Genomic DNA, 26,346 nt, shown 5'->3' with positions numbered 1-26,346 from the left:
CAGGTCGACGCTGCATTCGAGATGTATCTGCATCGCCCGATGCGCCTGTTCGGGCGACAGCTTTCCAGGGTCGGAATGGCAATCGGCGATTGCTGAAATGATTGACGTGACAAACATTTTCGTTCTCCCACCGCTACACGAGATCAAGAGGTAGGGAGGAAATTACGCCCGAATGAGTGAATTGCCGACGGGTTGACGGGCAGTTCACACAACCTTCCCCGATCGTCCACAAGCACTCAACTTAGGCTAACCTACCTTTGGCGGAGTTGCCGCGGACAGGTCGAGAGGCGAGAACGATATGACGGTGCAGGTAGCGCCGCCGCCGGGGGCGGAGTCGGGGAACCGGCTGCCCAAGGCGGCAGCGAAAGCGCAGAAGCAGCGGGAAGCGCTGGCGCGCAAGGAGATTCTGGCACCGGTATCGGGGATGCTGACGGTGGCGAGCCTGATCGTCGCGCTCGCCTCGGTGTGCTCGGTGGTCCCGTTCCTGCTGATCGTGGCGGCCTGCCGCGAACTGCTGAACTCCCCGGTCGACACCGATCGGGTGTGGTGGCTGTTCGGCGCGGCCGTGATCGTGCTCGTCGTGCGGGCGTTGCTCCAGGTCGTGGCACTGAGCTGGTCGCACGCGGTCGACGCCGGCTACCAGCTCACCCTGCGCAGGCTGCTCGCGGCCAAGCTCACCCGGGTGCCGCTCGGCTGGTTCGGTGAGCGCAGCTCCGGTGAGGTCAAAGGCTATCTGCGCGACGATGTCGACGCCCTGCACTTCCTGGTCGCGCACGCCCGCCTCGATTTCATCGGCGCGCTGGTGGTCCCGCTGGTCACCCTCGGCTACCTGTTCACCGTCGACTGGCGACTCACGCTGGTACTGATGATTCCGCTGATCGCCTACATGATCCTGTTCAGCAAGATCATGGACCGCGACGGCCGTGATCGCCTCGCGGTGTACACCCGGTGGGAGCGCCGCCTGTCTGCCGCCACGGTCGAGTTCGTCGACGGTATCCAGGTGGTCCGGGCGTTCGGTCAGGCGGGCAAGGCGCACAGGGAGTTCCAGGACGCCGTCGAAGGTCAGGTCCAGGCAGCGCATCGGATGAAGACGCCGATCATTCGCGTGCAGGCGGCCTCCGACATCGTGGTGATGCCCGTGTTCGTCATGCTGGTGGTGGTCCTCGGTGGTCTCGCCGGTGTGGGACTCGGCTGGGTGGACCCGCTCGATCTGCTGCCGTTCCTGCTGGTCGGGTTGGGTATCGGCAGTTCTCTGCTCGGCCTCGGCTACGGTTCGCAGGCCCTGCGCGCCGGTGGCGCCGCGGCCCTGCGCCTGCACGAACTCCTGCAGACCCCGGAACTGGAGATCGCCGAAACGCCCGCGGGCGCGCAGACCGGCATCGTGGGTTTCGAAGGCGTCGAGTTCGCCTACCGCACCGGCCACGACGTGCTGCGTGGCATCGACCTCGAACTGACCCCCGGCACCATCACCGCCCTGGTCGGCCCGAGCGGTTCCGGTAAGTCGACCCTGGCGAAGCTGCTGCCGCGCTTCTACGACGTGGGTGCGGGGCGAATCACCATCGACGGCCGCGATATTCGCGAATTCACCAGCGAAGAGCTCTATCGCACGGTCGGATTCGTGTTCCAGGACGTGCGCCTGATCCGCGGCACCATTCGCGAGAACCTCCTGCTGGCCCGCCCCGGCGCGGACACCGAGGCCATCGAACGCGCCACCAGGGCCGCTCAGATCCACGACCGGATCCTGGCGCTGCCCCGCGGCTACGACTCCGAGATCGGCGTCGACGCCACGCTGTCGGGCGGCGAGGCGCAGCGGCTGTCGATCGCCCGCGCACTGCTGGCCGACACCCCGGTCCTCGTCCTCGACGAGGCGACCGCGTTCGCCGATCCCGAATCCGAGGCCGCGGTCCAGGACGCACTGGCGGCCCTGGTCGCCGGGCGCACGGTGCTGGTCATCGCGCACCGCCTGCACACCATCACCGGAGTCGATCGAATCCTGGTGCTGGACAACGGAACCCTGGTCGAACAGGGCACGCATGCCGAACTGCGAGCTGCCGGTGGCCTGTATCAGCGGCTGTGGGAGATCAACGAAGCTGCCCTCGGCGCGCTCGCCCTGGTGGAGGAAACACGATGATTCGCAAGGTTTTCCGGCTCGTCCCCGACGAGTTCGCCCCCCTGATCTCGCGGCTGCTCGGCGTGATCGTGGTGCAGGCGCTGTGCCAGGCCATCGCGTATCTGCTGCTGGTTCCGGTGCTGGAAGCACTGTTCGGTGACGATCTGAGCGGCGCGTGGCTGTGGGCGCTCGGCATGGCCGTCGCCGTGGCCGGTGTGGTCGTCTTCGGTTACCTGCAGGCCGTGATCGGTCTGCGGATCGGCCTCGGCATGCAGCGCGGTCTGCAGACCCGGCTCGGCGATCAGCTCAACGCGTTGCCGCTGGGCTGGTTCGAAGATCGTGACGCGGGCCCACTCTCGCGGGTGATGGTCGAGCAGGTGCGCGAAATGCAGGGCCTGATCGCCTATCTGCTCACCAAGGTGCTCACCGGCGTCATCGTGCCGCTGGTGGTCGCGATCGGGATGCTGTTCATCGACTGGCGCGTGGGCGTGGCGATGTTGCTCGCCGCGCCGGTGCTCTACCTGGTGAACAATCTCGCCAATCGCGCCTACACCGGCGCCGACGCCCGGCTGCACGCCGCCGCGGCCGAGGCCGACTCGCGGGTGGTGGAGTTCGCGCAGGCCCAGCCGGTGCTGCGCGCGTTCGGTGCGGTCGGCGCGGGGAACAAGAAGCTGGATTCGGCACTGGTGCGGCAACGTTCGGCCGTGCTGAAGATGATGGTCGCGACCGTGCCGGGGCTGACCGTGTTCGCGCTGTTCGTGCAGGCCGTGTTCCTGGTGCTCGCGTATATCGCGGTCGTCCAGGTGACCGATGGCGCGATCTCGGCCGCCGCGGCCATCGCGCTGATCGCGGTGAGCGCGCGCTTCATCGAACCGGTGAACCAGGCCGCCCAGCTGGGTACGGCCCTGCGCTCGGCCGCCGCGGCCGCCGACCGCATCACCGACCTGCTCGCCGAATCACCCCTGCCCGCCGCGACCGAACCGGTCACCCCCGGTGCGCCCGCGGTGGTCTTCGACGAGGTGAGCTTCGGCTACCGCCCCGGCGAACCGGTCCTGTCGGACCTGACCTTCACCGTCCCCGCCGGCACCACCACCGCCATCGTCGGACCCAGTGGTTCCGGCAAGACCACCCTGCTGCGCTTGGCCGCCCGCTTCTACGATGTCGATTCCGGCGCGGTCTCGGTGAGCGAACACGATGTGCGCAGGCAACCTTCGGACACCCTGCTCGACCAGCTCTCGCTGGTCTTCCAGAACGTCTACCTGTTCAACCGCTCGGTCGCCGACAACATCCGCATCGGCAAGCCCGACGCCACCGACGACGAACTGCACCGCGCGGCGGTGGCGGCCAGGGTCGACGAGATCGTCGATCGCCTCCCGGACGGTTTCGACACCACCGTCGGCGAAGGCGGCACCTCGCTGTCGGGCGGTGAGCGTCAACGGGTTTCGATCGCTCGCGCCCTGCTCAAGGACGCCCCGATCGTCCTGCTCGACGAGGCGACCAGTGCGCTGGACCCGCACAGCGAGGCCGTGGTGGTTCGTGGCATCCACGAACTCACCAGGGACAAGACGGTTCTCGTCGTGGCGCACCGACTCTCGACGATCGCCCATGCCGACCAGATCCTCTTCCTGGACAAGGGCCGGATCGCCGAACGCGGTACGCACGCGGAGCTGCTCGCGCTGAACGGTCGCTACGCCGCGTTCTGGAACGAGCGCGAGCGGGCAACCGGCTGGCGTCTGGAACCGGTCTCCGCGTAAACGCCAGGGCCTCGGCGGTGTCGCGACACCGCCGAGGCTTGGGGAACAGGGCCGAGAAGTGCGGCCCAGCCGCTTGTGTTACTGGTGGTAGGTGGAGAGGAATTCGCCGATCCTGCCGATGATCTGGTCGAGCTCATCGGCTTGCGGCAGGGTGACGATGCGGAAGTGGTCGGGGGAGGGCCAGTTGAAGCCGGTGCCCTGCACGACGTGAATCTTGGTGGCCAGCAACAGGTCCAGCACGAACTTCTCGTCGTTGTCGATCCGGTAGGTCGCGCGGTCGAGCTTGGGGAAGGCGTAGAGCGCGCCCTTCGGCTTCACACAGGACACGCCCGGAATCGCGTTGAGGGCGGTCCACGCCCGATCACGCTGTTCGAGTAGTCGACCACCGGGCAGGGTGAGTTCGTGGATGCTCTGGTGCCCGCCCAGCGCCGCCTGCACAGCCTGCTGTGCGGGAACATTCGCGCACAGCCGCAGTCCCGACAGCATCGTCAGGCCCTCGAGGTAGCTCTCGGCATGGCGGGTCGGGCCGGAGACGGTGAGCCAGCCGGACCGGAAACCGGCGAGCCGGTACGCCTTGGACAAGCCGTTGAACGTCAGACACAGCAGGTCGGGCGCGAGCGAGGCGGTGACGGTGTGGGCGACGTCGTCGTAGAGGATCTTGTCGTAGATCTCGTCGGAGCAGACGATCAGATTGTGCTGGCGGGCGAGTTCGAGCATCTGCTCGAGCACCTCGGTCGGATACACCGCGCCCGTCGGATTGTTCGGGTTGATGATCACGATGGCGCGCGTGCGGTCGGTGATCTTGGCGGCGATGTCGGCGATGTCGGGATACCAGTCGGCGCTCTCGTCGCACAGGTAGTGCACCGCCTTGCCGCCGTTGAGATGCACGGCGGCGGTCCACAGCGGGAAATCGGGTGCGGGGACGAGGACTTCGTCGCCGTTCTCGATGAGCGCGGTCATCGCCATCATGATGAGTTCGGACGCGCCGTTGCCGAGGAAGACGTTCTCGATATCGAGATCGTCGACACCGCGGCCCTCGTAGTACTGCACCACCGCGCGCCGGGCGGGCAGCAACCCCTTGGAGGTCGCGTAGCCCGCCGACGACGGCAGGTTGGCGATGATGTCGCGCAGCAGCTCCGATGGTGCGTCGAAGCCGAACTGCATCGGGTTACCGGTATTGAGCTTGATCACCCGGTGTCCCTCGACCTCGAGTCGAGCGGCGTGCTCGGCTATCGGGCCGCGGATCTCATAGGAAACATTCGCGAGCTTGCTCGACTGTTTGAACTGCATGTCGGCTCCCCACCGTGATACGGACGGAGCTCGCCACAGTACTCGCCGGGTTCCGGCGCACACACCGCGGCAGTTCAGAAGCCGCGCAGGCGGTCCGGGGCGACACGGATCGGCACCGAGTAGGCCTCGAAGAATTCCGATTGGGTCATCTTGATGTCGACGAAGCCCCTGGTGTATTTCCTTGCGTAGTGGGCGATCTCGTCTTCGGTGGGCGCTTCGTTCACGCGTGCCGTGCCGGTGAAGACGGCGACCTCGCCACCGCTCTCGGTGGCGTTGAAGTTGAGCGCGACCCGCGGATTGTGCGCGAGGTGCCGCAGTTTCTTGGCCTCGGGCATGGTGAAGATGAGGAACTCGTCGTTCTCCCAGTGAAACCACACCGGGTTCGGCTGCGGGGTGGTGTCCGCGCCGATGGTGGTCAACCAGATCACGTGTTCCTCGGCCAGTCGCTTGCCGACCTCTTCGCCGAAGGGGGTAGCGGCATCGAGAATGGACACGGTGCTCTCCTCGCAGGCAGGGGACAACTTCCACCCCCACCCTCGCCGAAATCCCGTCGGCCCGCCACCCGCCTCGCGGGCTGTCGCGGAACCGGTTCGCTTACTTCCAGTAGGCCTGCGCCTTGATCGAGGTCTTGGGCAGGGCGTGCTGGGTCTTGAGGGACTTCACGATCGAGCGGGTGGTGTGGCCGTCGCAGGTGACCCAGCCGTAAGTGCCAGGGACGCAGGTGATTTCCTGCGCGGCCTCGCGCAGCAGGCGGCCGTCGTCGACGCGCTGGAGCCAGGTGAGGGTGTGGTGGGGCTTGTTGTTGACCGGGATGGTCTTGTCGGACTCGGACTGCCATTCCAGCCAGACTCGCGCGGGGGTGTCGCCGATGGCGTCGAGCAGCGAGTTGATGGCGGGCAGCGAGGCGGTGTCGCCGAAGATGACGTACTCGCTCGGGGTCTGCTCCGGGAGCTGGAAGTCCGAGCCGAGCACGGTGGCGTCGAGCAGGTCGCCCGGCTTCGCGCGGCGGGCCCAGTCGGCCGCCGGACCGTTGTGCAGAGCGAAATCTATGCTCATCGTGTCTTCGTCGGGGTTCTGGTCGACCAGCGTGTAGCCGCGGTGGTGCAGCTTGTCGCTGGTCGCGTCGGGGATCCACAGGCGGATCCACTGGGTGGGGTGCACCGGGTGGTCGGCGAGCAGGCCGCCCGCGGTGAAGCCGATGCGGATGAACTTGTCGGTGATCTCCTCGTTGGAGGTCACTGTCAGCCGGTAGTCGGCGCCGCCCCAGGCCTTGGTTATCAGACCGTTCAATCCCTTACCCATGTTCGTTAGGTTAGCCTAACGACACTTGTTTGTCTGCTCCGGTGGTTAAATAAGGTAAGCCTATGCAAATATGGGCTGGTGCGTGAGAGAGTGGAGAACGAACCGGTGGATACCCTCCTGGTAGTCGGTGCTGGGCCGAAAGCCCTTGCGGTGGCGACTAAATCACACGTTCTGCGCTCCCTCGGGATGCCCGCTCCGCGCGTGGTCGTGGTCGAGGCGCATGCCGTCGGCGGCAACTGGCTGCCCACCGGCGGCTGGACCGACGGGCAGCACCGGCTGGGCACCAGCCCCGAGAAGGACGTCGGCTTCCCGTACCACTCCACCTGGGCGCGCGGGCGCAACCGCGATATCGATCACGCGATGGCCGCGTTCAGCTGGACCACGTTCCTGATCGAACACGGCACCTATGCCGAGTGGATCGACCGCGGCAGGCCGAGTCCGCAACACCATGTGTGGGCCAAGTACCTGCAGTGGGTCGCGAAGTCCATCGACCTCGAGCTGGTGCTCGGTCGGGTGGACAAGATCGGTCACGGCGACGGTGAGCAGTGGCAGGTCGACGTGGTCGACGCCGACGGCGCGCAGAGCCGGCTCACCGCCGACGGCCTGATGATCACCGGCCCCGGCCGCAGCAGCCGTGCCCTCCTCGACCATCCCCGTGTGCTCAGCATCGCCGAATTCTGGGACCGGGCAGGCAAACGCACGCTGCCCGCCGCCTCCCGCGCCGCAGTGATCGGTGGCGGCGAGACCGGCGGTTCGGCGCTGGACGAGCTGGTTCGCCACGAGATGCTCACCATCTCGGTGATCTCGCCGCTGGCCACCCTCTATACCCGTGGCGAGAGCTTCTTCGAGAACTCGCTGTTCAGCGATCCCGTGAAGTGGGCGGCGCTGAGCATCCAGGAACGGCGCGACGTGATCCGGCGCACCGACCGCGGGGTGTTCTCGGTGCGTGTGCAGGAAAGTCTGTTGGGCGACAACCGCGTTCATCACCTGCAGGGGCGGGTCACCAAGATCGCGCCGCAGGGCGAATCACTGGCCTTGACACTGAGCAACGAGTTGCGCGCCGACCAGGTCCACAACTTCGACCTGGTGGTGGATGCCACCGGTGGTCAGCCGCTGTGGTTCCTCGAGATGTTCGATCAGCGGACCGCGGATCGGCTCGAGCTCGCCGTCGGCGGTGCGTTGACACAGTCGCGGATCGAGTCGTCGATCGGCTACGACCTGGCGGTCACCGGGCTCGGCGGCAAGCTCTATCTGCCCAATATGGCCGCGATGGCGCAGGGGCCGGGGTTCCCGAACCTCAGTTGCCTCGGCGAACTTTCGGACCGGGTGCTGCAAACGGTGCCTGCTCGGGCGCGGGCTGCCGCCATCGCGCGCTGAGTGCACACAAAAGAGCCCCCTCTCGTCGAGAGGGGGCTCTTTTGTGTTCGGCTTTCTTGCGCTCAACGCGGCGCGATGATGTCTTCCGGAGTGCGCGGGACGTACTGCAACGCGATCCGCCGGTCGGGACGGACGTCGATCTCGCCGATCGGCTGGAACCCGGCCTTGGCCAGGCTGCGGGCGATCGCCACGTTGCGGTGGTCGGGGTCGGCCAACACGCGGCGGCAAGCGGGATCGGCCGCGAAGACGGCGGTGGTCATGGTGGAGATCCAGGCGGACATGATGCCCTTGCCGATCACCGCGGTGTCGGCGGTGGCGATGTGGAAGCCGGTATCGCTGGGGTCGCTGTCGTAGAAGCGACCGATCTCGTCCTTGGCGGCGCGATAGAACTCCAGGTAGGCGATGTCGCGCACACCGAGTTCGGGCTCGCCGAGGACGGCGAAGTCCAGGCTGAGAATGCACGGGCGGGAATAGGTTCCGGCCAGCTGGGCGCGGAAGTTCTCGCGGCGGCGGTCGGCGTCCCAGTCCTGTTCCCAGGATTCGAGCAGGTGCGGGCGGGCCATCCATTCGGCGAGCAACTCGGGATCGGTGCCGTCGGGATCGGCCAGGCGCAGGCTGAACGGCGCCGCGAAGACCGGCAGCACGGGTGCGGGCGCGGCGGCCACCTCGGCGGGCAGATCGGTCTGCTCGCGGGGCAGCGCGGTGGGGGTCCCGGCGGGGTTCATCTACTCGGTGCTCCGTTCAATCGTAACCTTGGTCACCTCGATTGGTAAGGCTAGCCTATACTAATGGCTGGGTGTTACTGTTGCCCGACCGATCGCCCGGTGATAGCCGGGCCGTTCCCGATTCGGGTCGGATTCGGATGCAACAGGATTCGCCCCGTCCCGGACGACAGCGCCGGGCGGGCCCGTGCGTGAGCGCGGCGTTTGGATAGTGCGAAACGGCCGCGCAGCTTTGCGCGGCCGGTGAGGGAGAGCGACATGGCAAGAGAACTCGGCTGGATCAGGCAATTTCAGGCCCCCAGGACCGATTCCCTACCGCCGCTGATCGTCTTCCCGCACGCGGGTGCGGGCGCCTCGGCATATCGGGTGTTCGCCAAGCGTATGGCCGCCGACTTCGACACCGCGATCGTCCAGTACCCCGGCCGTCAGGACCGCGCGCGCGAAGCCGCCGCGCAGACTCTGCCCGAGCTGGCCGCCGGCGCCTTCGAGGCGTTCCGCGACTCCGCGCACAACACCGGCGCACCGCTCACCGTCTTCGGTCACAGCATGGGCTCCATCGTCGCGTTCGAATTCGTCCGGCTGGCCGAGGCCGCGGGGTTGTCCGTGCGTTTGCTGGTGGTCTCCGCTGCCGCCGCACCGCACCGAATCGCCGAGCTCCCCGCACATCCCACCGAGGACGACGAATTGCTCGACCACATGGCCACGCTCAACGGCACCGGCGCCGACGTGATGGCCAGCCGTGAGGTGATGCGGATGGCGCTGCCGGTCCTGAAGGCCGATTACCGCGCCTTCGACGCCTATTCCTGTGGTCCCGACGTGGCTGTCGCGACACCCGTGCTGGTGCTCGGTGGCGATGACGACCCGTTCGTCGGGCCGCGCGACCTCTACGGCTGGGACCAGAGCACCACCGCCGAGATCGAGGTCAACCTGTTCGAGGGCGGTCACTTCTACCTCGACGAGAACATCGACGGCATCGCCGAGGCGCTCGTCGGCAAGGCCCTCGCGCGATGAACTCCGATCCCATCGTGATCGTCGGGATGGGTGTCGAAGCCCCCGGCGGCGTCGAGACCCTGCCCGACTTCTGGTCCGCCCTCGCTTCCGGGCGTGAGCTGATCGGCCCGTTCCCGCGCGACCGTGACTGGCCGCTCGACGAACTGTTCGCCCTCGGCAGGCTCGAAGGCTGGGCGCCGGTCCGTGACGCGGGCGGGTTCCTCGACGGTGCGACCGACTTCGACGCGCAGTTCTTCGGCATCACCCCGCGCGAAGCGGTGGCGATGGACCCGCAGCAGCGCGTGGCCATGCGGGTCGCGTGGCGTGCGCTCGAACACGCGGGCATCAATCCCGGTGCGCTGGACGGTGATTCGGCCGGTGTGTGGATGGGCGTTTCGACCGTCGAATACGGGCCACGGGTGGGCTCGGTGAACGAGTACAGCGGCTATCGCGCCACAGGGACCGCGCTCGGCGCGGTCGCCGGGCGCATCTCCCACGGTCTCGGCCTGGTCGGTCCCTCGATCAGTGTGGACACCGCGTGCGCGTCGTCGCTGACCGCCGTGCACCAGGCGGCCTCGGCGATCCGCGCGGGCGAGTGCGAATGGGCGCTGGCCGGCGGAGTGTGCGTGATGGGTTCGCCCGGCGCGTTCTACGAGTTCTCCAAGAACAACGCCCTCGCCACCGACGGCCACTGCCGTTCCTACGCCGCCGACCCCACCGGCACCCTCTGGGCAGAGGGCGCGGGAGTCATCGTGCTGGAACGGGAATCGCGGGCGAAGGCGCTGGGGCACCGGATCTACGGGCAGCTGCTCGGTTCGCGGGTCAACCACAACGGTTCCGGCGCCCCGATCGCGGTGCCGAGCGCGGGCGCTCAGCAGCGGCTGATCGAGGACACGGTCGCCGCGGCCGGGATCAGCGCCGACGACATCGGCCTGATCGAAGGCCACGGCACCGGCACCGCCGTCGGCGACCCGCTCGAATTGACCGCACTGGCAGCGACTTACGGCAACCCGGACCGCACCGACGGACCTCTGCTCGGCTCGGTGAAGTCCAACACCGGCCACGCCCAGGCGGCGTCGGGGATGCTCGGGCTCATCAAGGTGCTGCTGTGTGGTGCGCACGGCGCCATCGCACCGAGCCTGTGGGCAGACGCGCCCAATACCGAGATCGACTGGGACGCGACCAGTTTGCGCCTGGCCGCCGAACTCACCGACTGGGCGCCGCGCGCGGACGGCCTGCGCTATGCCGCGGTGTCCTCGTTCGGCGTCGCGGGAACCAACGCGCACGCCATCGTCGGCCTGCCGGTGCTGGAGGAGACCAACCATGGCTGAGTACCGCTTACCGGACGGCAGCGTTCCCGTCCTGCTGTCCTCCGACAGTGTCGAGGGACTGCGCGCCGAGGCGGCCGCCCTGCGCGCCTATGTTGCCGCGCATCCCGAGGCGAGCGCGCAACGATTGTCGGACATGCTGTTGCGCACCCGCGTGCCCCGTCGTCGCCGGGCGCTGATCCTGGCGTCGCCGACGGGGGCGACCGATGAGCTGTTGTCCGCACTCGACGCGATCGCGACCGGCTCCGAGCACGCACTCGTGGTGCACGGCGACGTGCCGGCGAGCGCGCGCCGGATCGGGTTCGTCTTCCCCGGCCAGGGCAGTCAGCGGCCCGGCATGGGTGCGACGTTCTATGAGCTGTCGGCCGACTACCGCGCGGTGGTCGACGAATGCGCCGCCATCCACGCCGAACGTTTCGGTCATTCCCAGCCGCTGCACTATCTGCTCGGCCACGAAGGGCAGTACGAGGACACGGTGTGGGAAGTGCAGCCCGCGTTGATGTTCCACATGACGGGCCTGGCCGCGGTGTGGCGAGCCGCGGGGGTGGATCCGCACGCGACCATCGGCCACAGCCAGGGCGAACTCGCCGCGGGCGCGGTCTCCGGCGTGATGACGCTGCGTGACTCGGTGCTCGCGGTGACCCATCGCGCCCTGCTCGCGGACCGGCTGTCCCCGCGCGGCTATTCGATGGCGGTCTTCGGGATGGACCGCGAGAGCGTGGAAGCGCTGATGGCACGGCACTCGGGGTGGGCCGAGCTCGCGGTCGTCAACTCGCCGCACATCATCGCCATCTCCGGTGAACGCGGCGCCGTCGTCGATCTGGTGGCCGCCGCTACCGCGCGCGGCCAGTTCGCGCGGGAGATCCGGGTCGCCTTCCCGGCACACACCTCCATCGTCGCCGAGGTACGGACCGAGTTCGAAGGCTTCCTCGGTGACGAGATGAGCGCACCGAACTTCTCCGCCTCCGAGATCCCGTGCTACGGCGCGACTCTCGGCGAGATGATCACGCCCGACCTCAAGCAGGAGGAGTACTGGTACTGGAACCTGCGCAACCGCGTCCGGTTCGACCGCGCCGTGGTCAGCGCGGGCAGTGACGGCGTCGACCTGCTGATCGAGGTCGCCGAACACCCCGTGCTGCAACTGGCCATCCAGGAAAACCTCAGCCTGGTCCCGAACCGTCCCGGCCTGCCCGCGCGGGATTTCCGCGTCCTCGGCACGTCGCTGCGCACCGCGGACGGGCTCTCGGAGTTCACCCGCAATCTCGCCCAGGTCGCCGTCCTCGACATCGACTACCGCTGGGACGCACTGCGCGTCGACGACACCGTCAGCCTCCCGCTGCGCGACTTCCCGCACACCGTCACCAACGCCAAGCGACTGTGGGCTCCCCTCGGCGCCCATGAGACCCCCGCCGAACTCGTGGTCTCCACCCCGAAACCGCAACGGCTGGTGGAACAGTGGATTCCGGTGCAGCGTCGCGCGCTGACCGCGCCGCGCAGTCTCCTCGTCGTCGACCACACCGGCGAATGCGCCGAGCTGGCCGCCGCCCTGGTGGCCGCCGCGGACCGCCACGGCGCCGACGCGCGCGCGATCGGAGCCGCCGACGCGCCTTCGGGCCAGAACGCCCGGGACCACGCTGTGGGCGCCGCTGACTCCGTGGTCGTGCTGTTGCCCGCTGCCGGCGACGACGACAGCGCCGGTGCGATCGACGCGCTGGTGCGGTTCTACGCCGAACGCGCCTGGGCCCCGGCATTGTCCGCGCTGCGTCCCGGTGGCGAGTGCTGGCTGCTGACCGTCGGCGGCGAGACGGTCCACGACGGTGACCCGATTCCCGGGCTGTTCCAGTCGGGCGTCAGCGCCGGATTCCGCAGTGTGGGTATCGAGAACCCGGGAATCCTGTTCCGGCACCTCGATCTCGCCGCGACCGAATCCGCTCCCGCCCAGGCCGCCAAGATCGTCGGTGCGGTGCACTCCAGCGGGGAAGCCGAGTTGGCGCTGCGCGCCGGTAAGCTGTTCGTCAAGCGCCTGGTCGTCGATACCACCAATGAAACCGGTTCGCTCGGAACAGATCTCGATCACGTGGTGATCGTCGGTGGCACCGGTCAGCTGGGTCTGCGGTTCGCCGATCAGCTGGCGCGCACCGGAGCGGGCCGCGTCACGCTGCTGAGCCGCAGCGGCGAAACCGAGGCGCTGGCACCGGAACTGGCTCGGCTGCGCGGTATCGGCGCGACCGAGATCGTAGTGCGGTCGTGTGATGTCAGCGATGTCGACGCCGCCAAGGCGTTCGGTGCCGAGATCGCCGATCGCCCGGTCGACCTGGTGATTCACGCCGCGGTCAACTACGTGGACGCCGAACTCGACCAGATCACCGGCGACGCCGTGCGCACCGCCGCCGCCGCGAAGCTGCGCGGCCTGGACAACCTGATCGACGCGGTCGCGCTGACCGTGGACTGCCGGGTTCTGCTGTGTTCGTCGATGGCGGCGACGCTGGGCGGACGCGGACAGGTCCTGTACGCGGTGACCAACCGCATGCTCGACGTGGCGGCCCGCAGGCTGCGCGCCCGTGGCATCGCCGCCGCGAGCCTGCAGTGGGGATTGTGGAGCGTGGCAGGCCCGCTCGACGACGCCGGGTTCGCCCGGGTCGAGGAGGCAGGCGTGTTCCCGATGGTGCCCGCGGACGCGATCGAGGCAGGGCTCGCCGCGCCGGTGCGCGACGGCATGATCATCGCCGCCGACTGGGACTTCCTGCGCGAGGTGCTCGGCGCGTTCGGCCAGGCCAGCGTGCTCACCGGTCTCGAATCCGCCACGCCCGCACCGCAGGTGGCACCGGCGCCCGCCGCCACGGTGAGTGCGGTTCCGGCGGACGTGGCCGCTGCGGCGCCCGCGGCGCCCACCGATAATTTCCCGCTCGACCTGCGCATGCGCACCGAACTGCTCAAGGTGATCGGCGGTGACAGCGCCGAATCCATCGACGCCACCATGCCCTTGGTCGCACTCGGCCTCGATTCCTTGCAGGCCTTGGACTTCCGCAAGCGCGTGCGAGCGGAACTGGATCGCGATCTGCCGGTCGCGGCGATTCTCGGCGGCGCATCGCTCGACGATGTCGTGCTGCTCATGGCACAGAACACCAACCAGGGCTGAGGGGCCGAAGAACATGTCTGACACCGAAGCCACCCTGTCCGTCGCCGAGCGCCGCAAACTGCTGCTCCAGCAGAAGCTGCGCGAACGCGGCATGGCCGTAGTGAACGCCGAACCCGTTGCCGTACCGCGTATTCCGGTGGGGGAGCGGCGCCCGCTCACCCCCGGCCAGCGCCGCATGTGGTTCCTGCAGACCCGCGACGCCGACGACACCGCCCTCAACATCTGTGTCGCCTACCGCCTCACCGGCCCGCTCGACGCCGATCGCCTGCACGCGGCGTTCGACCAGGTGGTGGCTCGCCACGACATCCTCCGCACCACCTACGGCGCGGACGTCGACGGCACGCCGTATCAGGTGTTCGCCGCCGACGCCCAGGCCGAATGGTCGACCCACGACCTCACCGAGCTCGCGGAGTCGGGTCGTGACCTGCGGGTGGAGGTGCTGGCCCAGCGTGAGTTCGGTCGTCCGTTCGCGCTCGGCACCGAACTCCCGCTGCGCGCGACGCTGATCCGCACCGGGACCGACGAGCACGTCGTGCTCCTCACCATCCACCACATCGCCTGGGACGACGATTCCTGGGCGGTGTTCTTCGCCGAACTGAACGCCGCGTACCGGGCCGGGCAGCCGAGCGCCGCCGGGTCGAGCACTGCGGGATCGTCCACACCGAGCGCCCCGGCCGCCTCACCCGACGAAGCGAACGAGGCAGGCCACGGCGATTCGGCGCTCGGCCGTGACACCGTGCAATTCGCGGCCATCGCGTCGACCGCGGAACCCGCCGAGGCCGACGTGGCGTTCTGGCGCGAGGCCCTGCGCCCGCTGCCCGAACCCCTCGAACTGCCCGGCTCCGCCTCGGCCACCCCCGGCCGCAACGCCCAGCGCCGCACCCACCGTCTGCCTGCCGAGCTCGTCACCCGCACCGAACAGTTCGCCCGCGAACAGGCCGCGACCCCGTTCATGGTGCTGCTCGCCGGTTTCGACGCGCTGATCCACCGCTACACCGCCGCCGACGACTTCCTCGTCTCCATCCCGGTGACCGATCGCCCCGCGGGCACCGAACAGCTCATCGGCTACTTCGGCAACACGCTGCTGCTGCGCGCCACCATGGGCGCCCACGCCGACTTCACCCAGCTCGTCGCCGCGGTCCGCGACACCTGCACCGGCGCCTTCGCGCATCGGGGCGTCGGCATCGATCGTGTCGTCCGCGAGGCGAACCCGGATCGGGTGGCCGGGCGCGACGGCTTGGATCAGCTGGTCCGCCTCGGTTTCTCGGTGCGCAAGAGCGCTGACGGTTTCGCCCTCGACGGCGTGAGCTCCACCCAGCTCGAACTCGGCGCGGCGAGCGCGCAGGTGCCGTTGGCGCTGGCCATCGTGCTCGACGCCGACGGCACCGCGGTGGTGGAAGCCGAGTACCAGACCGATGTGCTGGCCGAGGCCCTCGTCGACCAGTTGCTCGCGCACTTCGGTCAGCTCCTCGACAGTGCGTTGCGCGAGCCGCGACGCAGACTCGCCAACCTCGACATGCTCGGTGCCACCGACCGCGCGACCCTGCTGGATCGCTCGCACGGCGCCCTCGTCGATGAACCGGCGACCACCCTTGTCGCCCTGCTGGAATCGGCCGCGGCCGCCGCCCCCGACGGGCTCGCACTGCTCTCCGACGACACCGAGCTCACCTACGCCGCGCTGCACGCGCGCGCGAATCGCCTGGCCCACTGGCTGATCGGGCAGGGCGTCGGCACCGAGGACCTCGTCGGCCTTCGCTTCGGCACCTCGGTGGAGTTCATCGTCGCCGTGCTCGCCGTCCTCAAGGCCGGTGGCGCCTATCTCCCGATCGATCCGGCCTACCCGCAGGATCGCATCGAGTACCTGATCGAGGACGCGAACCCTCGATTGTTGCTCGGCGCAGTCGAATTGGCCGCTGCTGAAGAGATGGCCGCCGGTCTCCCCGCGACCGCGCCCACCGATGCCGAGCGCCTGCGTCCGCTACTCCCCGCGAACCTGGCCTACGTCATCTACACCTCCGGCTCCACCGGCAAGCCCAAGGGTGTTCCGGTGCCGCACAACGCGATCGCCGAACACATCGTCTGCTTCACCGCCGACTGGAACATGACCGCCGCCGACCGCCTGATGCAGTCGTCGTCGGTGAGTTTCGACGCCTCGCTGGTCGACATCGCGATCACCCTCACGGTCGGCGCGCAGCTGATCGTGCCCAAGCCCAACGCTTTCCGCGATATCCGCTACGTCGCCGACCTGATAACCCGCCGCCAGGTGACGGTGCTGCACATGGTGCCGTCGATGCTGAGTACGTTCCTGCTGCTGCCCGAGATCAGCGAATGGCAGTCGCTGCGCCAGATCCCCGTCGGCGGCGAGGCGCTGCCCGGCGAAGTCGCCGACCGGTTCTTCAACACCCTCGAGGCCGAACTCCGCAATCACTACGGACCGACCGAGGCCGTGGTCTGCTCGACCCATATGCCGGTCGCGGGTCCGCAGGGTACCGGCGTGGTGCCGATCGGCGTCCCCAACCGCAACGTCTACACCTATGTCCTCGACGAGGCATTGCAGCTGGTGCCCGACGGCGTCGTCGGTGAGCTCTACCTCGGTGGCGATCAGCTCGCCCGCGGCTACCTGGACCGTCCCGCGCTGAGCGCGCAGCGTTTCGTCGCCGACCCGTTCGCGGCGGCCGAGGGCGGCCCCGCGATGGGCGCCCGCATGTACCGCTCCGGTGACCTGGTGCGCCGCAACGCCTTCGGTGAGCTCGAGTTCGTCGGCCGCGCCGACGAACAGGTGAAGGTGCGTGGTTTCCGCATCGAGCTCGGCGAGGTCGAGGCCGCGATCGCCGCGCATCCCGCCGTCGCCCACTGCGTGGTCGTGGTGACCGAGGACCCCGCCATCGGCGCGATGCTCGCCGCCTATGTGGTGCCCGCCGAGGGCACGGTCGACCTCGAACAGGTCCACGCGTTCGCGGCAGGCGGACTGCCGGAATACATGGTGCCCAGCGCGTTCGCGGTGATCCCCGAGATCCCGCTCACCGTCAACGGCAAGCTCGACAAGCGCGCCCTGCCCGCGGCGTCCCCCGCCGTGGTACGCACCCACCGCGCTCCGGCCACGGCCACCGAACGCAAGGTGTGCGCCCTGTTCGGCGCCCTGTTCAACCTCGACGAGGTCAGCGCGGAGGACTCGTTCTTCGAACTCGGCGGGCACTCCCTGCTCGCGGCGCGCCTGGTGGCCCAGGTCCGCGCGGAGTTCGGCATCGAGCTCGACGTGCGCGTCGTGTTCGACAGCCCGACGCCCGCCGCCCTGGCCGCCGACCTGGTCGCCCGCTTCCTGGCGGAATTCGATATCGACCTCGATGCCGTCGACAACGACTTCGACGACGCCCCCGCCGAGAGCACGACCGCCGACCCGGCCGAAACCGTGACGGCGGATACCGCGACCGCCGGACCGGGGCGGTCCAGCCGCCCGGCGATCGGTGGGCGCCCGCGCGGCGAGCGCGTTCCGCTGTCGTACTCGCAGCTGGCGATGTGGTTCCAGTACCGAATGGAGGGTGCGGGCTCGGTCGGCAACCTGCCGCTGGCCCTGCGCTTCGACGGCGCACTCGACATCGCGGCCCTGCGTGCCGCGCTCGATGACGTGGTCGCCCGGCACGAGTCGCTGCGCACCACCTTCCCCGAACACGACGGCGTGCCCTACCAGGTGGTGCACCCCGCCGCACCGGTCCCGCTGCCGGTGCGCGAGCTCGCCGCCGGGCAGCTCACCGAGGCACTCGCCGAGATCGCCGGCTACCACTTCACCCTCGACGGTGAGCCGCTGATCCGCGCCGAACTGCTCGTGCTCGACGCGGGCGCCCACGTGCTCTCGCTGCTGGTGCACCACATCGTCGCCGATCACGCGTCCTTCGGCGTGCTGCTCGACGACCTCACCGCCGCCTACCGGGCTCGCAGCGAACACAGCGGCGCGCCGAACTGGGCGCCGCTGCCGGTCCAGTTCGCCGACTACGCGCTGTGGCAACGCGAACTGTTCGACCAGGCCGCACCGAGCGCGTTCGCCACCGACCAGATCGAGTACTGGCGGTCCACGCTCGCCGGTGTTCCCGAGGAGATCGCGGTCGCCCACGATCGGCAGCGTCCGCCGGTGCTCGGCAAGCGCGGTGAAGTGGTGAGCTTCTCGCTGCCCGCCGCCGTGCGCTCCGGGCTCGAATCGCTCGCGGTCCGCAGCGGCGCCACCGAGTTCATGGTGTGCCAGGCCGCGGTCGCCACCCTGCTGCACACCCTCGGTGGTGGCACCGACATCACTCTCGGCACTCCTGTCGCGGCGCGCACCGATCCGGCGACGACCGCCCTGATCGGGTTGTTCGCCAACATGGTCGTGCTGCGCAACGACCTGTCGAACGCACCGACGTTGCGCGACACCGTGGTTCGGGCACGCAATGTGGTGCTCGACGCCAACGCCCACCAGGAGCTGCCGATCGAGCGCCTGGTGGAAGCGCTCAACCCGCGTCGCTCGCGCTCGCGGAACCCGTTGTTCCAGAGCATGATCCACTTCCGTGGCGCCGACTGGGCACCCACCACGCTCCCGTTCGCGACCTCGGGGGAGAGCACTGTCACCGTGCTGCCCGCCGACTTCGACGTCTCGTTCCTGGATCTGAACCTGAGCCTGAACGTGACCGCCGAGGGCGGCATGGACGTCCGCGTCGTCGTCAACGCCGATCTGTACGAACCGGCCACGGCCGCGCTGATCGCCGACGCGCTCGCCGCCACGCTGCGCGCCTTCGCCGAAACGCCGGACCTGCCGGTGGCCGACCTGCGTGTGCTGCCCGCCGCGGATCTCGAGCGTCTGCTGGCCACCCCCGCCCCGGTGGCCGCGAGCGCCGTCGCCACCGGTGCGGCGACCGACTCCGACACCGAGCGCACCCTGATCGCGCTGATCGAGGAACTGCTGGAAATCGACGACGTCGTCGGCGAGGACAACTTCTTCGCCCTCGGTGGTGACAGCGTCATCTCCATCCAGTGGTCGGCGCGCGCCGATGCCCTCGGCCTGCCGCTGTCGCCGCAGCTGGTGTTCGAATGCGCCACGATCACCGAACTGGCCGCCGCCGTCGACGCCGCCGCCGGTGACGCGACGCACGCCGATGAGCCCGAACAGGTTTCGCACGCGCCGATGAGCGCGTCGGGCCTGGAATCCGACGCCCTGTCCGCGCTGACGGCCGCCTGGTCCGCGCAGGGATGAGCACGAACGTCGGGATGAACGAGCAGTTAGGAAGGGACGCAGCATGAGTGCGCCGCAGATCGAAGACGTACTCGCGCTGAGCCCGCTGCAGGAGGGGCTCTTCTCGCTCTCCCGGCTGACGGGTACCGAGATCGACCTGTACACGATGCAGTTCGTGGTCGATATCGACGGCCCGGTCGACACCGACCTGCTGCGTCGCAGCGCGCAGGCGATGCTGGACCGTCATCCGAACCTGCGTGCCGCGTTCTGGGACACCGACGTGCCCAAACCGGTGCAGATCATCCCCTCACGCGCGGAATTGCCGTGGGCCGAACGACACGCGCGCACCACGGAATTCGAGGCGATCGCCGAATCCGAGCGCCGCGTCCCGTTCGTGCTGAGCCGTGGTCCCGCGCTGCGTGTGCTGCTGCTCGACGTCACCGACGCGCCCGAGCCGCGCAAGCGGATGATCCTCACCGCGCACCACATCCTGATGGACGGCTGGGCGGTCGCGGTGTTCTTCACCGAGCTGCTCGCCGTCTATCGAGCGGGTGGCACCCTCGACGGTCTGCCCGCGCCCCGTCCCTACCGTGACTACATCGGCTGGCTCGGCGCGCAGGACCACGACGCCGCGGCCCGCCGCTGGGCCGAGTACCTCCAGCAGGTCAGCGCGCCCCTGGTGCTGGCCGACGGCACCGGCGATCGTGGCTCCGCAGTCCCGGAGACCACGCGACTCCGGTTGTCCGCCGAAGAAACTGAGCAATTGCAGCAGTGGGCGCGCACCAACGGGATGACGCTGAACACCGCCGTCCAGTTCGCCTGGACGCTGCTGCTCGGCCGCATCACCGACCGCCGAGACGTGGTCTACGGCACCACCATCTCCGGCCGCCCCGAGAAACTCGCGGGCGTCGAAGGCATGGTCGGGCTGTTCATCAACACCGTCCCGGTCGTGCACCGCCTCGACTCCGCCGAGCCGGTCGTCGCGCAATGCGCACGCCTGCAACGCGATTCGGCGACCATGCGCGACATCGGGTATCTCAGCCTGTCGACCCTGCAACGCGCGGCCGGTCACGGTGCCCTGTTCGACACCCTGTTCGTTTTCGAGAACGCCCCCATCGACGACGCCATCCAGACGGTCACCGCCCCCGACGGCGCCCGGTTCCGGCCGATCGAGATGGAAAGCCTCGCGCACTACCCGCTCACGGTCGTCTCCCACCTGAGCGACGGCGAACTCCTCGTCCTCGTCGAAGCGATTCCCGCGCTCCTCGGACACCTCGACCCCGCCGACCTCGGCGCCCGGATGCTGACCGTCCTGCGCACCCTGCCGACCCTCGACGCCACCGCGACCACCGATGCGATCGACCTGCTCACCGAGGCCGAGCACGCCGAACTCCGCAGCGCCGCAACGAATACGACTCCCGCGCCGACCGCCACCCCGTGGGAACTGTTCGAGCAGCAGACCACCGCTACCCCGGACGCGATCGCCCTCACCACCACCGCGGGCGAGGTGTTCACCTACCGGGCGCTGCACGACGAAGCCTGCCGGTTGGCCGGGGAGTTCGCCGCGCACGGCGTCGCCCCGGAAACCGTTGTCGCCCTGATGCTCCCGCGTAGCCCGCGCTCGATCATCACCATCCTGGCGACGTTCGCCGCGGGCGCTGCTTACGTCCCGGTCGACATCACGCTCCCGGCCGCCCGGATCGCCTCGATTCTGCGCCAGTCGAACCCGGTCCTCGCCGTCGTCCTCGACGGAGATCGGACGCTGCTCGACGGCGTCACCGAGACCACAGCCGATCACCGATCGGTGCCCGTGTTGGCGCTCGACGATCCTGCCGTCATCGCACGGGTCGCGGCCCGGCCCGCCCAGGCCCCTGCGGTGAATCGCGAACTCGACCACAGCGCCTACATCATCTTCACCTCCGGCTCGACCGGCGAACCCAAGGGTGTCGTCGGCACGAACGCCGCTCTGGCGGGTTACTTCGCCGATCACCTCGCGCGCTTCTACCGTCCGGCCATGGACAAGCTCGGCCGCCCCCTGCGGATCGCGCACGCCTGGTCGCTCGGCTTCGATGCCTCCTGGCAGCCGATGGTCGGGTTCCTCGCCGGGCAGGCGCTGCACCTGTTCGACGCCGAGGAGATGCGCGACGCGCACCGCATCGTCGCCGGCATGGCCGAATTCGACATCGACATGATCGACACCACCCCGTCGATGCTCGCTCAGCTGGCGGCAGCGGGCCTGCTCGATCGTGACCTGCCGGTGCTGGCCCTCGGCGGCGAGGCGATCGACACCGCCCTGTGGGCGCGGTTGCGCGCGCTCCCCGCGACGGCTGTGTACAACTGCTACGGGCCCACCGAGACGACGGTCGAAGCGGTGGTCGCGCCCGTGGCCACCTCGGAGATCCCCACGATCGGCACCGCCAACGGCGGCATGGTCGGCTACGTCCTCGACTCCCGGCTGCGGCCGGTCCCGCAGGGCATCGTCGGCGAGCTCTACCTGTCGGGCGTGCAGCTGGCCCGCGGCTACCTCGGCAAGCCCGCCATCACCGCGGACCGTTTCGTCGCCGACCCGACGCGCCCCGGTGCGCGCATGTACCGCACCGGCGACCTCGTGCGCCGGCTCCCGGGTGGCCGCTTCGGTTATCTCGGCCGCGCCGACGCCCAGGTGAAGGTGCGTGGCTATCGCATCGAGGTCGGTGAGATCGAGACCGCGCTGCGGCGTTCGGCCGATATCGACACCGCCGCGGTGACCGTGGTCCGCCGTGCCGGGGGCGCGTCGCTGGTCGGCTTCGTCGTCGGCAAGGCCGGTCGCGCCGTGATCGTCAGCCGGGTGCGTGCCGATCTCGCGCAACGCCTGCCCGCGTACATGATTCCCGCGCGAATCGTCGTGCTGGACCAGCTGCCGGTGAACGTCAACGGCAAGCTCGACGGTCCCGCGCTGAACGAGCTCGCCGAGCAGTCGCTGTCGGTCGCCGACAGTAACGCGGTCGCCGAGACGCCCACCGAGATCGCGCTCAGCGAGTTGTTCGCCGAACTCTTCGACGGCCGCGCGCCCGGCATCGACGCCGACTTCTACGAACTCGGCGTCGACAGCATCGTCGCGATCTCGCTGGTGAACAAGGCCCGCCGCCGTGGACTCGCCCTCAATCCGCGCATGGTGCTGGCCTGCCCGACCATTCGCGAACTCGCCGCCGCCGTCGATGACGCACCGGCCGCCGCCGCGCAGTCCGGTGCCGACGCCTACGGTGTGGTCCCGCCGCTGCCGGTGGTCTCCTGGATGTACGAATACGGCAACTACCGCCGCTTCACCCAGACCGCGCTGCTGCGTCTGCCTGCCGGAATCGACCGTGCGGCACTGGAATCCACCCTCCAGGCGCTGATCGACGCGCACGACACCCTGCGCGCGGTGCTCACCGATACACCGGACGGCCCGCGCATGGTCACGCGCGCGCCCGGCGTGGTGAACGCGGGCGAGCTCGTCATTGAAGCACCGCGAGGGCTCAGCGGCACCGAACTCGACACGGCCATCACGAAATACGCGCGAATCGCGAACGACGCGATCGATCCACGGGCCGGGGAAATGGTCCGGGCCGTGTGGTTCGCGGGAACCGAGTCTGCTGTCGAAGACGTGCCGGGCTCCGGCGCCGGTGCCGGCATCCTGCTGCTCGCCGTGCACCACCTCGCGGTCGACGTCGTGTCCTGGCACATCATGCTCGATGCCCTCGCCGCTGCCTGGCAGCAGATCCAAGCAGGCGTGACGCCGAAGATGCTGCCCGAGTTCACCTCCTACCGGCAGTGGTCCGAGGCCATGTGGCAGCGTGCGTCCGCACCGGAAGTCCTGGCCCAGCGCGACTACTGGACCGCACAGGTCTGCGAGCCCGACGCCGCCCTCGGCTCCCGGCATCCCGCACCGGCCACCGACACCTGGTCGAGCCTGCGCGTCAGCACGGTCGCGACGCCGGTGGCGGTCACCGACCGACTCCTCGATCGTGTCGGCAAGGACGAGGGCGTCCGCGAGCTCCTGCTCACCGCCCTCACCATGACCATGGCCTCGCTGCACGCCGACAACGGAAACGACCCGGCCGCAGGTGCCTTGATCGCCATGGAGGGTCACGGCCGCGCCGACACCACCCTCGACACCGACACGGCCAACACCCTCGGCTGGTTCACCAGCGTCTTCCCCGTCCGCCTCGGCGTCGGCGACAACGCGGTGGATATCGCGCGCGCGCAAGCGGACCCGGCTGCCGCCCGTACTCTGCTCGACTCCGTCTCGACGCATCTGCGCGAAATCCCCAACCAGGGACTGGATTACGGTCTGCTGCGCTACGTCAACCGCGCGGCGGAACTCCGCTCCGCCGCCGAACCCCAGGTCGAATTCAACTACCTCGGCCGAATCGACCTCAGCGGCAACGAATCCGATCCCTGGTCGTTGCTCGTCGGTGAGCACGACCAGGCCCTACCTCTCGACCCTGAACCCGACCTTCCCCTGCGGTACGCGATCGACGTCATCGCGGGCATCGGCACCACCCCCGACGGGCCGGCCCTGACCACCAACTTCCGCTGGAGCGCGTCCCTGTTCACCGAAGACCAGGCCGCGCGCTTCGCTGAACTCTGGGAGCAGGCGATCATCACGCTCGCCGACGTGGTGCACGGGTAGGGCGCCGATCGCTGGGCGATGTCGGTGCTGCGTGTCCGCATCGTCGTGTCTGGCACGCGGGCTACCTCTCGCTCACGCGGGCAGGTCAGTCGCAGTGTGGCTTGGCGAACTCCTCGATCAACACGGGATACTGTTCACCGCCGTGACCCGCGGCGATAGACCGGTCTGCCAGGGCCTTGAACAACTTCGGCAGCTCGGCGTTGACGCCGAGCGCCTCGCACTCCTCGATCAGGTGCGCCATCGTTCGCGCGTCGGTCTCCAGGGCCGCCACCTCGGCGGGATAGGAACCACTGTCGATCTGCTCGGCGTAGCCGGGCAGCCAGGTGGCCACCCCGGTCGCCATCATCTGCGCGAACGGGGCGTACGTCGCGGCGTCGACACCGGCGGTCCGGAGCATGGCGGTGCCCTGGAGCCACGCGTTGAGGACGCTCCACATCATGGTCAGACCCGCCACGTCGTACAGGGAGGCCAGGCCGTGGTCGGCGCCGAGATAGGTGACGGTGCCGAGTGCTTCGAGGGTTTTCCGGTGTGCGTCGAAGTCGGACTGTGGACCGCTGTGCAAAATCACCGCGTCGGGAGTTCCGATCGCCTGCGGGATGGCCATGATCGCGCCGTCGAGGTAGCGGGCGCCGCGCTGTTCGAACCAGTGGGCCGTTTCGCGGGCCTGGGCGGAGTCGCCCGAGGTGAGATTGAGCAGGGTCGTGCCGTCGACATCGCTCGCGGCGAACAGATCGCGCACGGCCGGGTAGTCGGTGACGCAGACGATCGTGATCGCGCTCGCCCGCAGGGCGTCACCGATGGCCGGCGCGAGTCGCGCGCCCTCGGCCACCAGGTGGTCGGCCTTGGCGGGCGTCCGATTCCAGACGGTGGTGGGATGCCCGGCCGCGAGGAACGCGCCGGCGAGCGATCGGCCCATGAGGCCGAGTCCGATGACAGTCACAGGTGTTTCGGTTGCGTTGTGCATGGCAGCATCATCAACGTTCATACCGGTATGAAGGTCAAGTGAGGTTGCGATGCGAATCGGCGAACTGAGTACCCGCACGGGCGTCAACGCCCACCAACTGCGCTACTACGAAGCCCAGGGCCTGATGGTCGCCGACCGCAGCCCGAACGGCTACCGCGAATACGACGACACCGCCCCGCTACGCGTGAAGCAGATCCGCCACCTGCTCGGCGCCGGCCTGTCCTCCGAAGACATCGCCTACCTCCTACCCTGCGCGGAAGGCGAAACCCCCACCCTCCCCGCCTGCCCAGACCTACTGTCCGCCATGCGAACCCGCCTGAACCGCATCGACGACCACATCGACCGCCTCACACAATCCCGCGAAGCCCTGGCCGTCTACATCGCCGCCGCCGAACGCACCACCGGCGACACCTACCCACCCTTCGACGGATCCGAACCGACCTGAGCGATGGTCGTCGGCCGAATCCGATCGGCAGACCCGACTACCGAGTGGCTCAGGCTGTCCCCACTCGCCGCCGCAGCAGGCAGAATTCGTTGCCCTCGGGGTCGGCCAGCACCTGCCAGGTTTCGTCGCCGGTCTGTCCGATGTCGACCTTGCGGGCACCCGCACCGAGCAGACGCTCGAGTTCTTCGTCCTGATCGCGGTCGGTCGCGTTCACATCGAGGTGCATCGGCAATTTCCCCCGCCTGGGGTCGGTGCTGACGCTGAACAGCAAAGTGGGCTGCGGCCCACCGAATTCGGTTCCCGGCGCGCCGATCTGGACGTCACCCTCGTCCCGATCGAGCACGACATAGCCGAGCACTTCGCACCAGAAGCCCGCCAGCAGTTCCGGGTCGGCGCAATCGATGACGAGTTCGGTGATCTTGCAAGCCATGAGGCGACCCTACGCCCGCAGCCGACGCCTCACGCCTGATGAACACCAGCCGTGGGCCAGACCCCATCGGCCCGATGCCCCCGTATCGCCATCCCCGCCACCCGCACCGCGGAAATCAACGCCTGAAGTTCGGCATCGATCCGGTTCATCTCAGTTGCCATGCATTCGATTTCTCAGCTCGATTGCCCGGGGGAGCTCCTCGGCGAGAATTTTGATCCAAGCGGTGAAACGGGTAGTGCTTTTTCGGAGAGGTCTGTCGCCGGTGTAGATCCAGAAGTATGGGTCAGGATCTTCCAGGTCCTCCTGGCGAAAAAAGTTGAACATGTAGCCCTGGTGGGTTTGGAAAATGAACGACTCGGCAAACGGTGTGAAATCTTCGTTGTAGTCGTCCTCGACAATTTCGCGGGCAATTTCCTTTCCTTCGAGCAGCCAGTCGTAGTCCCACTCGCCACCACGGTTGAGCCAGTATGGATCGCGGCCGCCGAATAACAAGAATTCCCTATAGGATTCGGGTATGTGCGATACGTGTTGAGCCTCCATCAGGGAATCAACCTCTTGCGGGGTGCATCCTTTGATGGCTTCGGGGGCGACGAGACCGGATTCCGTCAGCGGTCGGGCAATATCTTGTATGTACGTCATCT

16 protein-coding genes are annotated in these 26,346 nt (G+C 68.6%); 9 read left to right on the top strand and 7 right to left on the bottom strand.

The features are described from left to right. Positions 1-298: 298 nt before the first annotated feature. Positions 299-2,131 carry an ABC transporter ATP-binding protein gene (locus tag ACFQ9R_RS25400; protein WP_378993681.1) on the top strand — a complete coding sequence of 611 codons (1,833 nt, stop codon included), beginning with the start codon at positions 299-301 and terminating at the stop codon, positions 2,129-2,131. Beyond that, positions 2,128-3,864, top strand: a complete 1,737-nt coding sequence (locus ACFQ9R_RS25395; protein WP_378993679.1) for an ABC transporter ATP-binding protein — start codon at positions 2,128-2,130, stop codon at positions 3,862-3,864. The genes ACFQ9R_RS25400 and ACFQ9R_RS25395 overlap by 4 nt, the downstream gene beginning before the upstream one ends. A gap of 78 nt (positions 3,865-3,942) precedes the next feature. Here the strand turns inward: ACFQ9R_RS25395 and ACFQ9R_RS25390 are convergent, their stop codons facing one another. From ACFQ9R_RS25390 to ACFQ9R_RS25380, 3 genes are all read right to left on the bottom strand, one after another. Next, entirely contained in the window at positions 3,943-5,154 is a 1,212-nt protein-coding gene (locus ACFQ9R_RS25390) for a pyridoxal phosphate-dependent aminotransferase (RefSeq protein WP_378632188.1), read from the bottom strand. 74 nt (positions 5,155-5,228) lie between these two features. Next, positions 5,229-5,648: a TIGR03667 family PPOX class F420-dependent oxidoreductase gene (locus tag ACFQ9R_RS25385; RefSeq protein WP_378993677.1), complete on the bottom strand. Its 420-nt coding sequence runs from the start codon at positions 5,646-5,648 to the stop codon at positions 5,229-5,231. A 100-nt stretch (positions 5,649-5,748) separates the two neighbouring features. Then, positions 5,749-6,456, bottom strand: coding sequence for a siderophore-interacting protein (locus ACFQ9R_RS25380; RefSeq protein WP_378993675.1), 708 nt, complete (start codon positions 6,454-6,456; stop codon positions 5,749-5,751). Positions 6,457-6,561: 105 nt separating this feature from the next. Here ACFQ9R_RS25380 and ACFQ9R_RS25375 point away from each other — a divergent pair, with 105 nt between their 5' ends. Next, complete coding sequence (locus ACFQ9R_RS25375) at positions 6,562-7,833, top strand: SidA/IucD/PvdA family monooxygenase (protein WP_378993673.1); 1,272 nt, start codon at positions 6,562-6,564, stop codon at positions 7,831-7,833. Between the two features lie 62 nt (positions 7,834-7,895). Here the strand turns inward: ACFQ9R_RS25375 and ACFQ9R_RS25370 are convergent, their stop codons facing one another. After that, entirely contained in the window at positions 7,896-8,558 is a 663-nt protein-coding gene (locus ACFQ9R_RS25370; RefSeq protein WP_378993671.1) for a GNAT family N-acetyltransferase, read from the bottom strand. A 255-nt stretch (positions 8,559-8,813) separates the two neighbouring features. On the opposite strand from ACFQ9R_RS25370, the gene ACFQ9R_RS25365 reads away from it, so the two are divergent. Genes ACFQ9R_RS25365 through ACFQ9R_RS25345 form a run of 5 tightly spaced genes read left to right on the top strand, consistent with a single transcriptional unit; the run spans position 8,814 to position 23,866 of the window. Then, a complete protein-coding gene (locus ACFQ9R_RS25365; protein WP_378656614.1) occupies positions 8,814-9,566 on the top strand; it encodes a thioesterase II family protein in 753 nt (250 codons plus the stop codon). Continuing rightward, complete coding sequence (locus ACFQ9R_RS25360; protein WP_378993669.1) at positions 9,563-10,876, top strand: polyketide synthase; 1,314 nt, start codon at positions 9,563-9,565, stop codon at positions 10,874-10,876. The genes ACFQ9R_RS25365 and ACFQ9R_RS25360 overlap by 4 nt, the downstream gene beginning before the upstream one ends. Beyond that, positions 10,869-14,012 (top strand): nocobactin polyketide synthase NbtC, encoded by a 3,144-nt coding sequence (gene nbtC / locus ACFQ9R_RS25355; RefSeq protein ID WP_378993667.1) that lies wholly within the window; start codon positions 10,869-10,871, stop codon positions 14,010-14,012. Before ACFQ9R_RS25360 ends, nbtC begins: the two co-directional genes overlap by 8 nt. A gap of 13 nt (positions 14,013-14,025) precedes the next feature. Beyond that, positions 14,026-19,233 carry an amino acid adenylation domain-containing protein gene (locus tag ACFQ9R_RS25350; RefSeq protein ID WP_378993666.1) on the top strand — a complete coding sequence of 1,736 codons (5,208 nt, stop codon included), beginning with the start codon at positions 14,026-14,028 and terminating at the stop codon, positions 19,231-19,233. 43 nt (positions 19,234-19,276) lie between these two features. Beyond that, complete coding sequence (locus tag ACFQ9R_RS25345; protein WP_378993665.1) at positions 19,277-23,866, top strand: amino acid adenylation domain-containing protein; 4,590 nt, start codon at positions 19,277-19,279, stop codon at positions 23,864-23,866. An 85-nt stretch (positions 23,867-23,951) separates the two neighbouring features. On the opposite strand, the gene ACFQ9R_RS25340 is transcribed toward ACFQ9R_RS25345, so the two are convergent. Continuing rightward, positions 23,952-24,806: an NAD(P)-dependent oxidoreductase gene (locus ACFQ9R_RS25340; RefSeq protein ID WP_378993664.1), complete on the bottom strand. Its 855-nt coding sequence runs from the start codon at positions 24,804-24,806 to the stop codon at positions 23,952-23,954. A gap of 73 nt (positions 24,807-24,879) precedes the next feature. On the opposite strand from ACFQ9R_RS25340, the gene ACFQ9R_RS25335 reads away from it, so the two are divergent. Continuing rightward, positions 24,880-25,275: a MerR family transcriptional regulator gene (locus ACFQ9R_RS25335; protein WP_378993663.1), complete on the top strand. Its 396-nt coding sequence runs from the start codon at positions 24,880-24,882 to the stop codon at positions 25,273-25,275. 49 nt (positions 25,276-25,324) lie between these two features. Here ACFQ9R_RS25335 and ACFQ9R_RS25330 read toward each other — a convergent pair whose 3' ends face one another. After that, on the bottom strand, positions 25,325-25,705 hold the full coding sequence (locus tag ACFQ9R_RS25330; protein ID WP_378993662.1) for a VOC family protein: 381 nt from the start codon (positions 25,703-25,705) through the stop codon (positions 25,325-25,327). A 150-nt stretch (positions 25,706-25,855) separates the two neighbouring features. Next, on the bottom strand, positions 25,856-26,344 hold the full coding sequence (locus ACFQ9R_RS25325) for an SMI1/KNR4 family protein (protein WP_378993661.1): 489 nt from the start codon (positions 26,342-26,344) through the stop codon (positions 25,856-25,858). Between the last annotated feature and the right edge of the window lie 2 nt (positions 26,345-26,346).

The sequence above is a fragment of the Nocardia sp. NPDC056541 genome (assembly GCF_042794235.1).
GTDB lineage: Bacteria > Actinomycetota > Actinomycetes > Mycobacteriales > Mycobacteriaceae > Nocardia.
The sequence above is the reverse complement of the archived record's forward strand: the minus strand, read 5'-3'. Positions and strand labels throughout refer to the sequence as shown.

What these genes read in the sequence shown, in the direction of transcription:
- ACFQ9R_RS25350 (WP_378993666.1), top strand. Translation starts at nt 14,026, where the DNA reads ATGTCTGACACCGAAGCCACCCTGTCCGTCGCCGAGCGCCGCAAACTG.
- ACFQ9R_RS25400 (WP_378993681.1), top strand. Translation starts at nt 299, where the DNA reads ATGACGGTGCAGGTAGCGCCGCCGCCGGGGGCGGAGTCGGGGAACCGG.
- ACFQ9R_RS25325 (WP_378993661.1), bottom strand. Translation starts at nt 26,344, where the DNA reads ATGACGTACATACAAGATATTGCCCGACCGCTGACGGAATCCGGTCTC.
- ACFQ9R_RS25380 (WP_378993675.1), bottom strand. Translation starts at nt 6,456, where the DNA reads ATGGGTAAGGGATTGAACGGTCTGATAACCAAGGCCTGGGGCGGCGCC.
- ACFQ9R_RS25395 (WP_378993679.1), top strand. Translation starts at nt 2,128, where the DNA reads ATGATTCGCAAGGTTTTCCGGCTCGTCCCCGACGAGTTCGCCCCCCTG.
- ACFQ9R_RS25360 (WP_378993669.1), top strand. Translation starts at nt 9,563, where the DNA reads ATGAACTCCGATCCCATCGTGATCGTCGGGATGGGTGTCGAAGCCCCC.
- nbtC (WP_378993667.1), top strand. Translation starts at nt 10,869, where the DNA reads ATGGCTGAGTACCGCTTACCGGACGGCAGCGTTCCCGTCCTGCTGTCC.
- ACFQ9R_RS25390 (WP_378632188.1), bottom strand. Translation starts at nt 5,154, where the DNA reads ATGCAGTTCAAACAGTCGAGCAAGCTCGCGAATGTTTCCTATGAGATC.
- ACFQ9R_RS25370 (WP_378993671.1), bottom strand. Translation starts at nt 8,558, where the DNA reads ATGAACCCCGCCGGGACCCCCACCGCGCTGCCCCGCGAGCAGACCGAT.
- ACFQ9R_RS25330 (WP_378993662.1), bottom strand. Translation starts at nt 25,705, where the DNA reads ATGGCTTGCAAGATCACCGAACTCGTCATCGATTGCGCCGACCCGGAA.
- ACFQ9R_RS25365 (WP_378656614.1), top strand. Translation starts at nt 8,814, where the DNA reads ATGGCAAGAGAACTCGGCTGGATCAGGCAATTTCAGGCCCCCAGGACC.
- ACFQ9R_RS25335 (WP_378993663.1), top strand. Translation starts at nt 24,880, where the DNA reads ATGCGAATCGGCGAACTGAGTACCCGCACGGGCGTCAACGCCCACCAA.
- ACFQ9R_RS25345 (WP_378993665.1), top strand. Translation starts at nt 19,277, where the DNA reads ATGAGTGCGCCGCAGATCGAAGACGTACTCGCGCTGAGCCCGCTGCAG.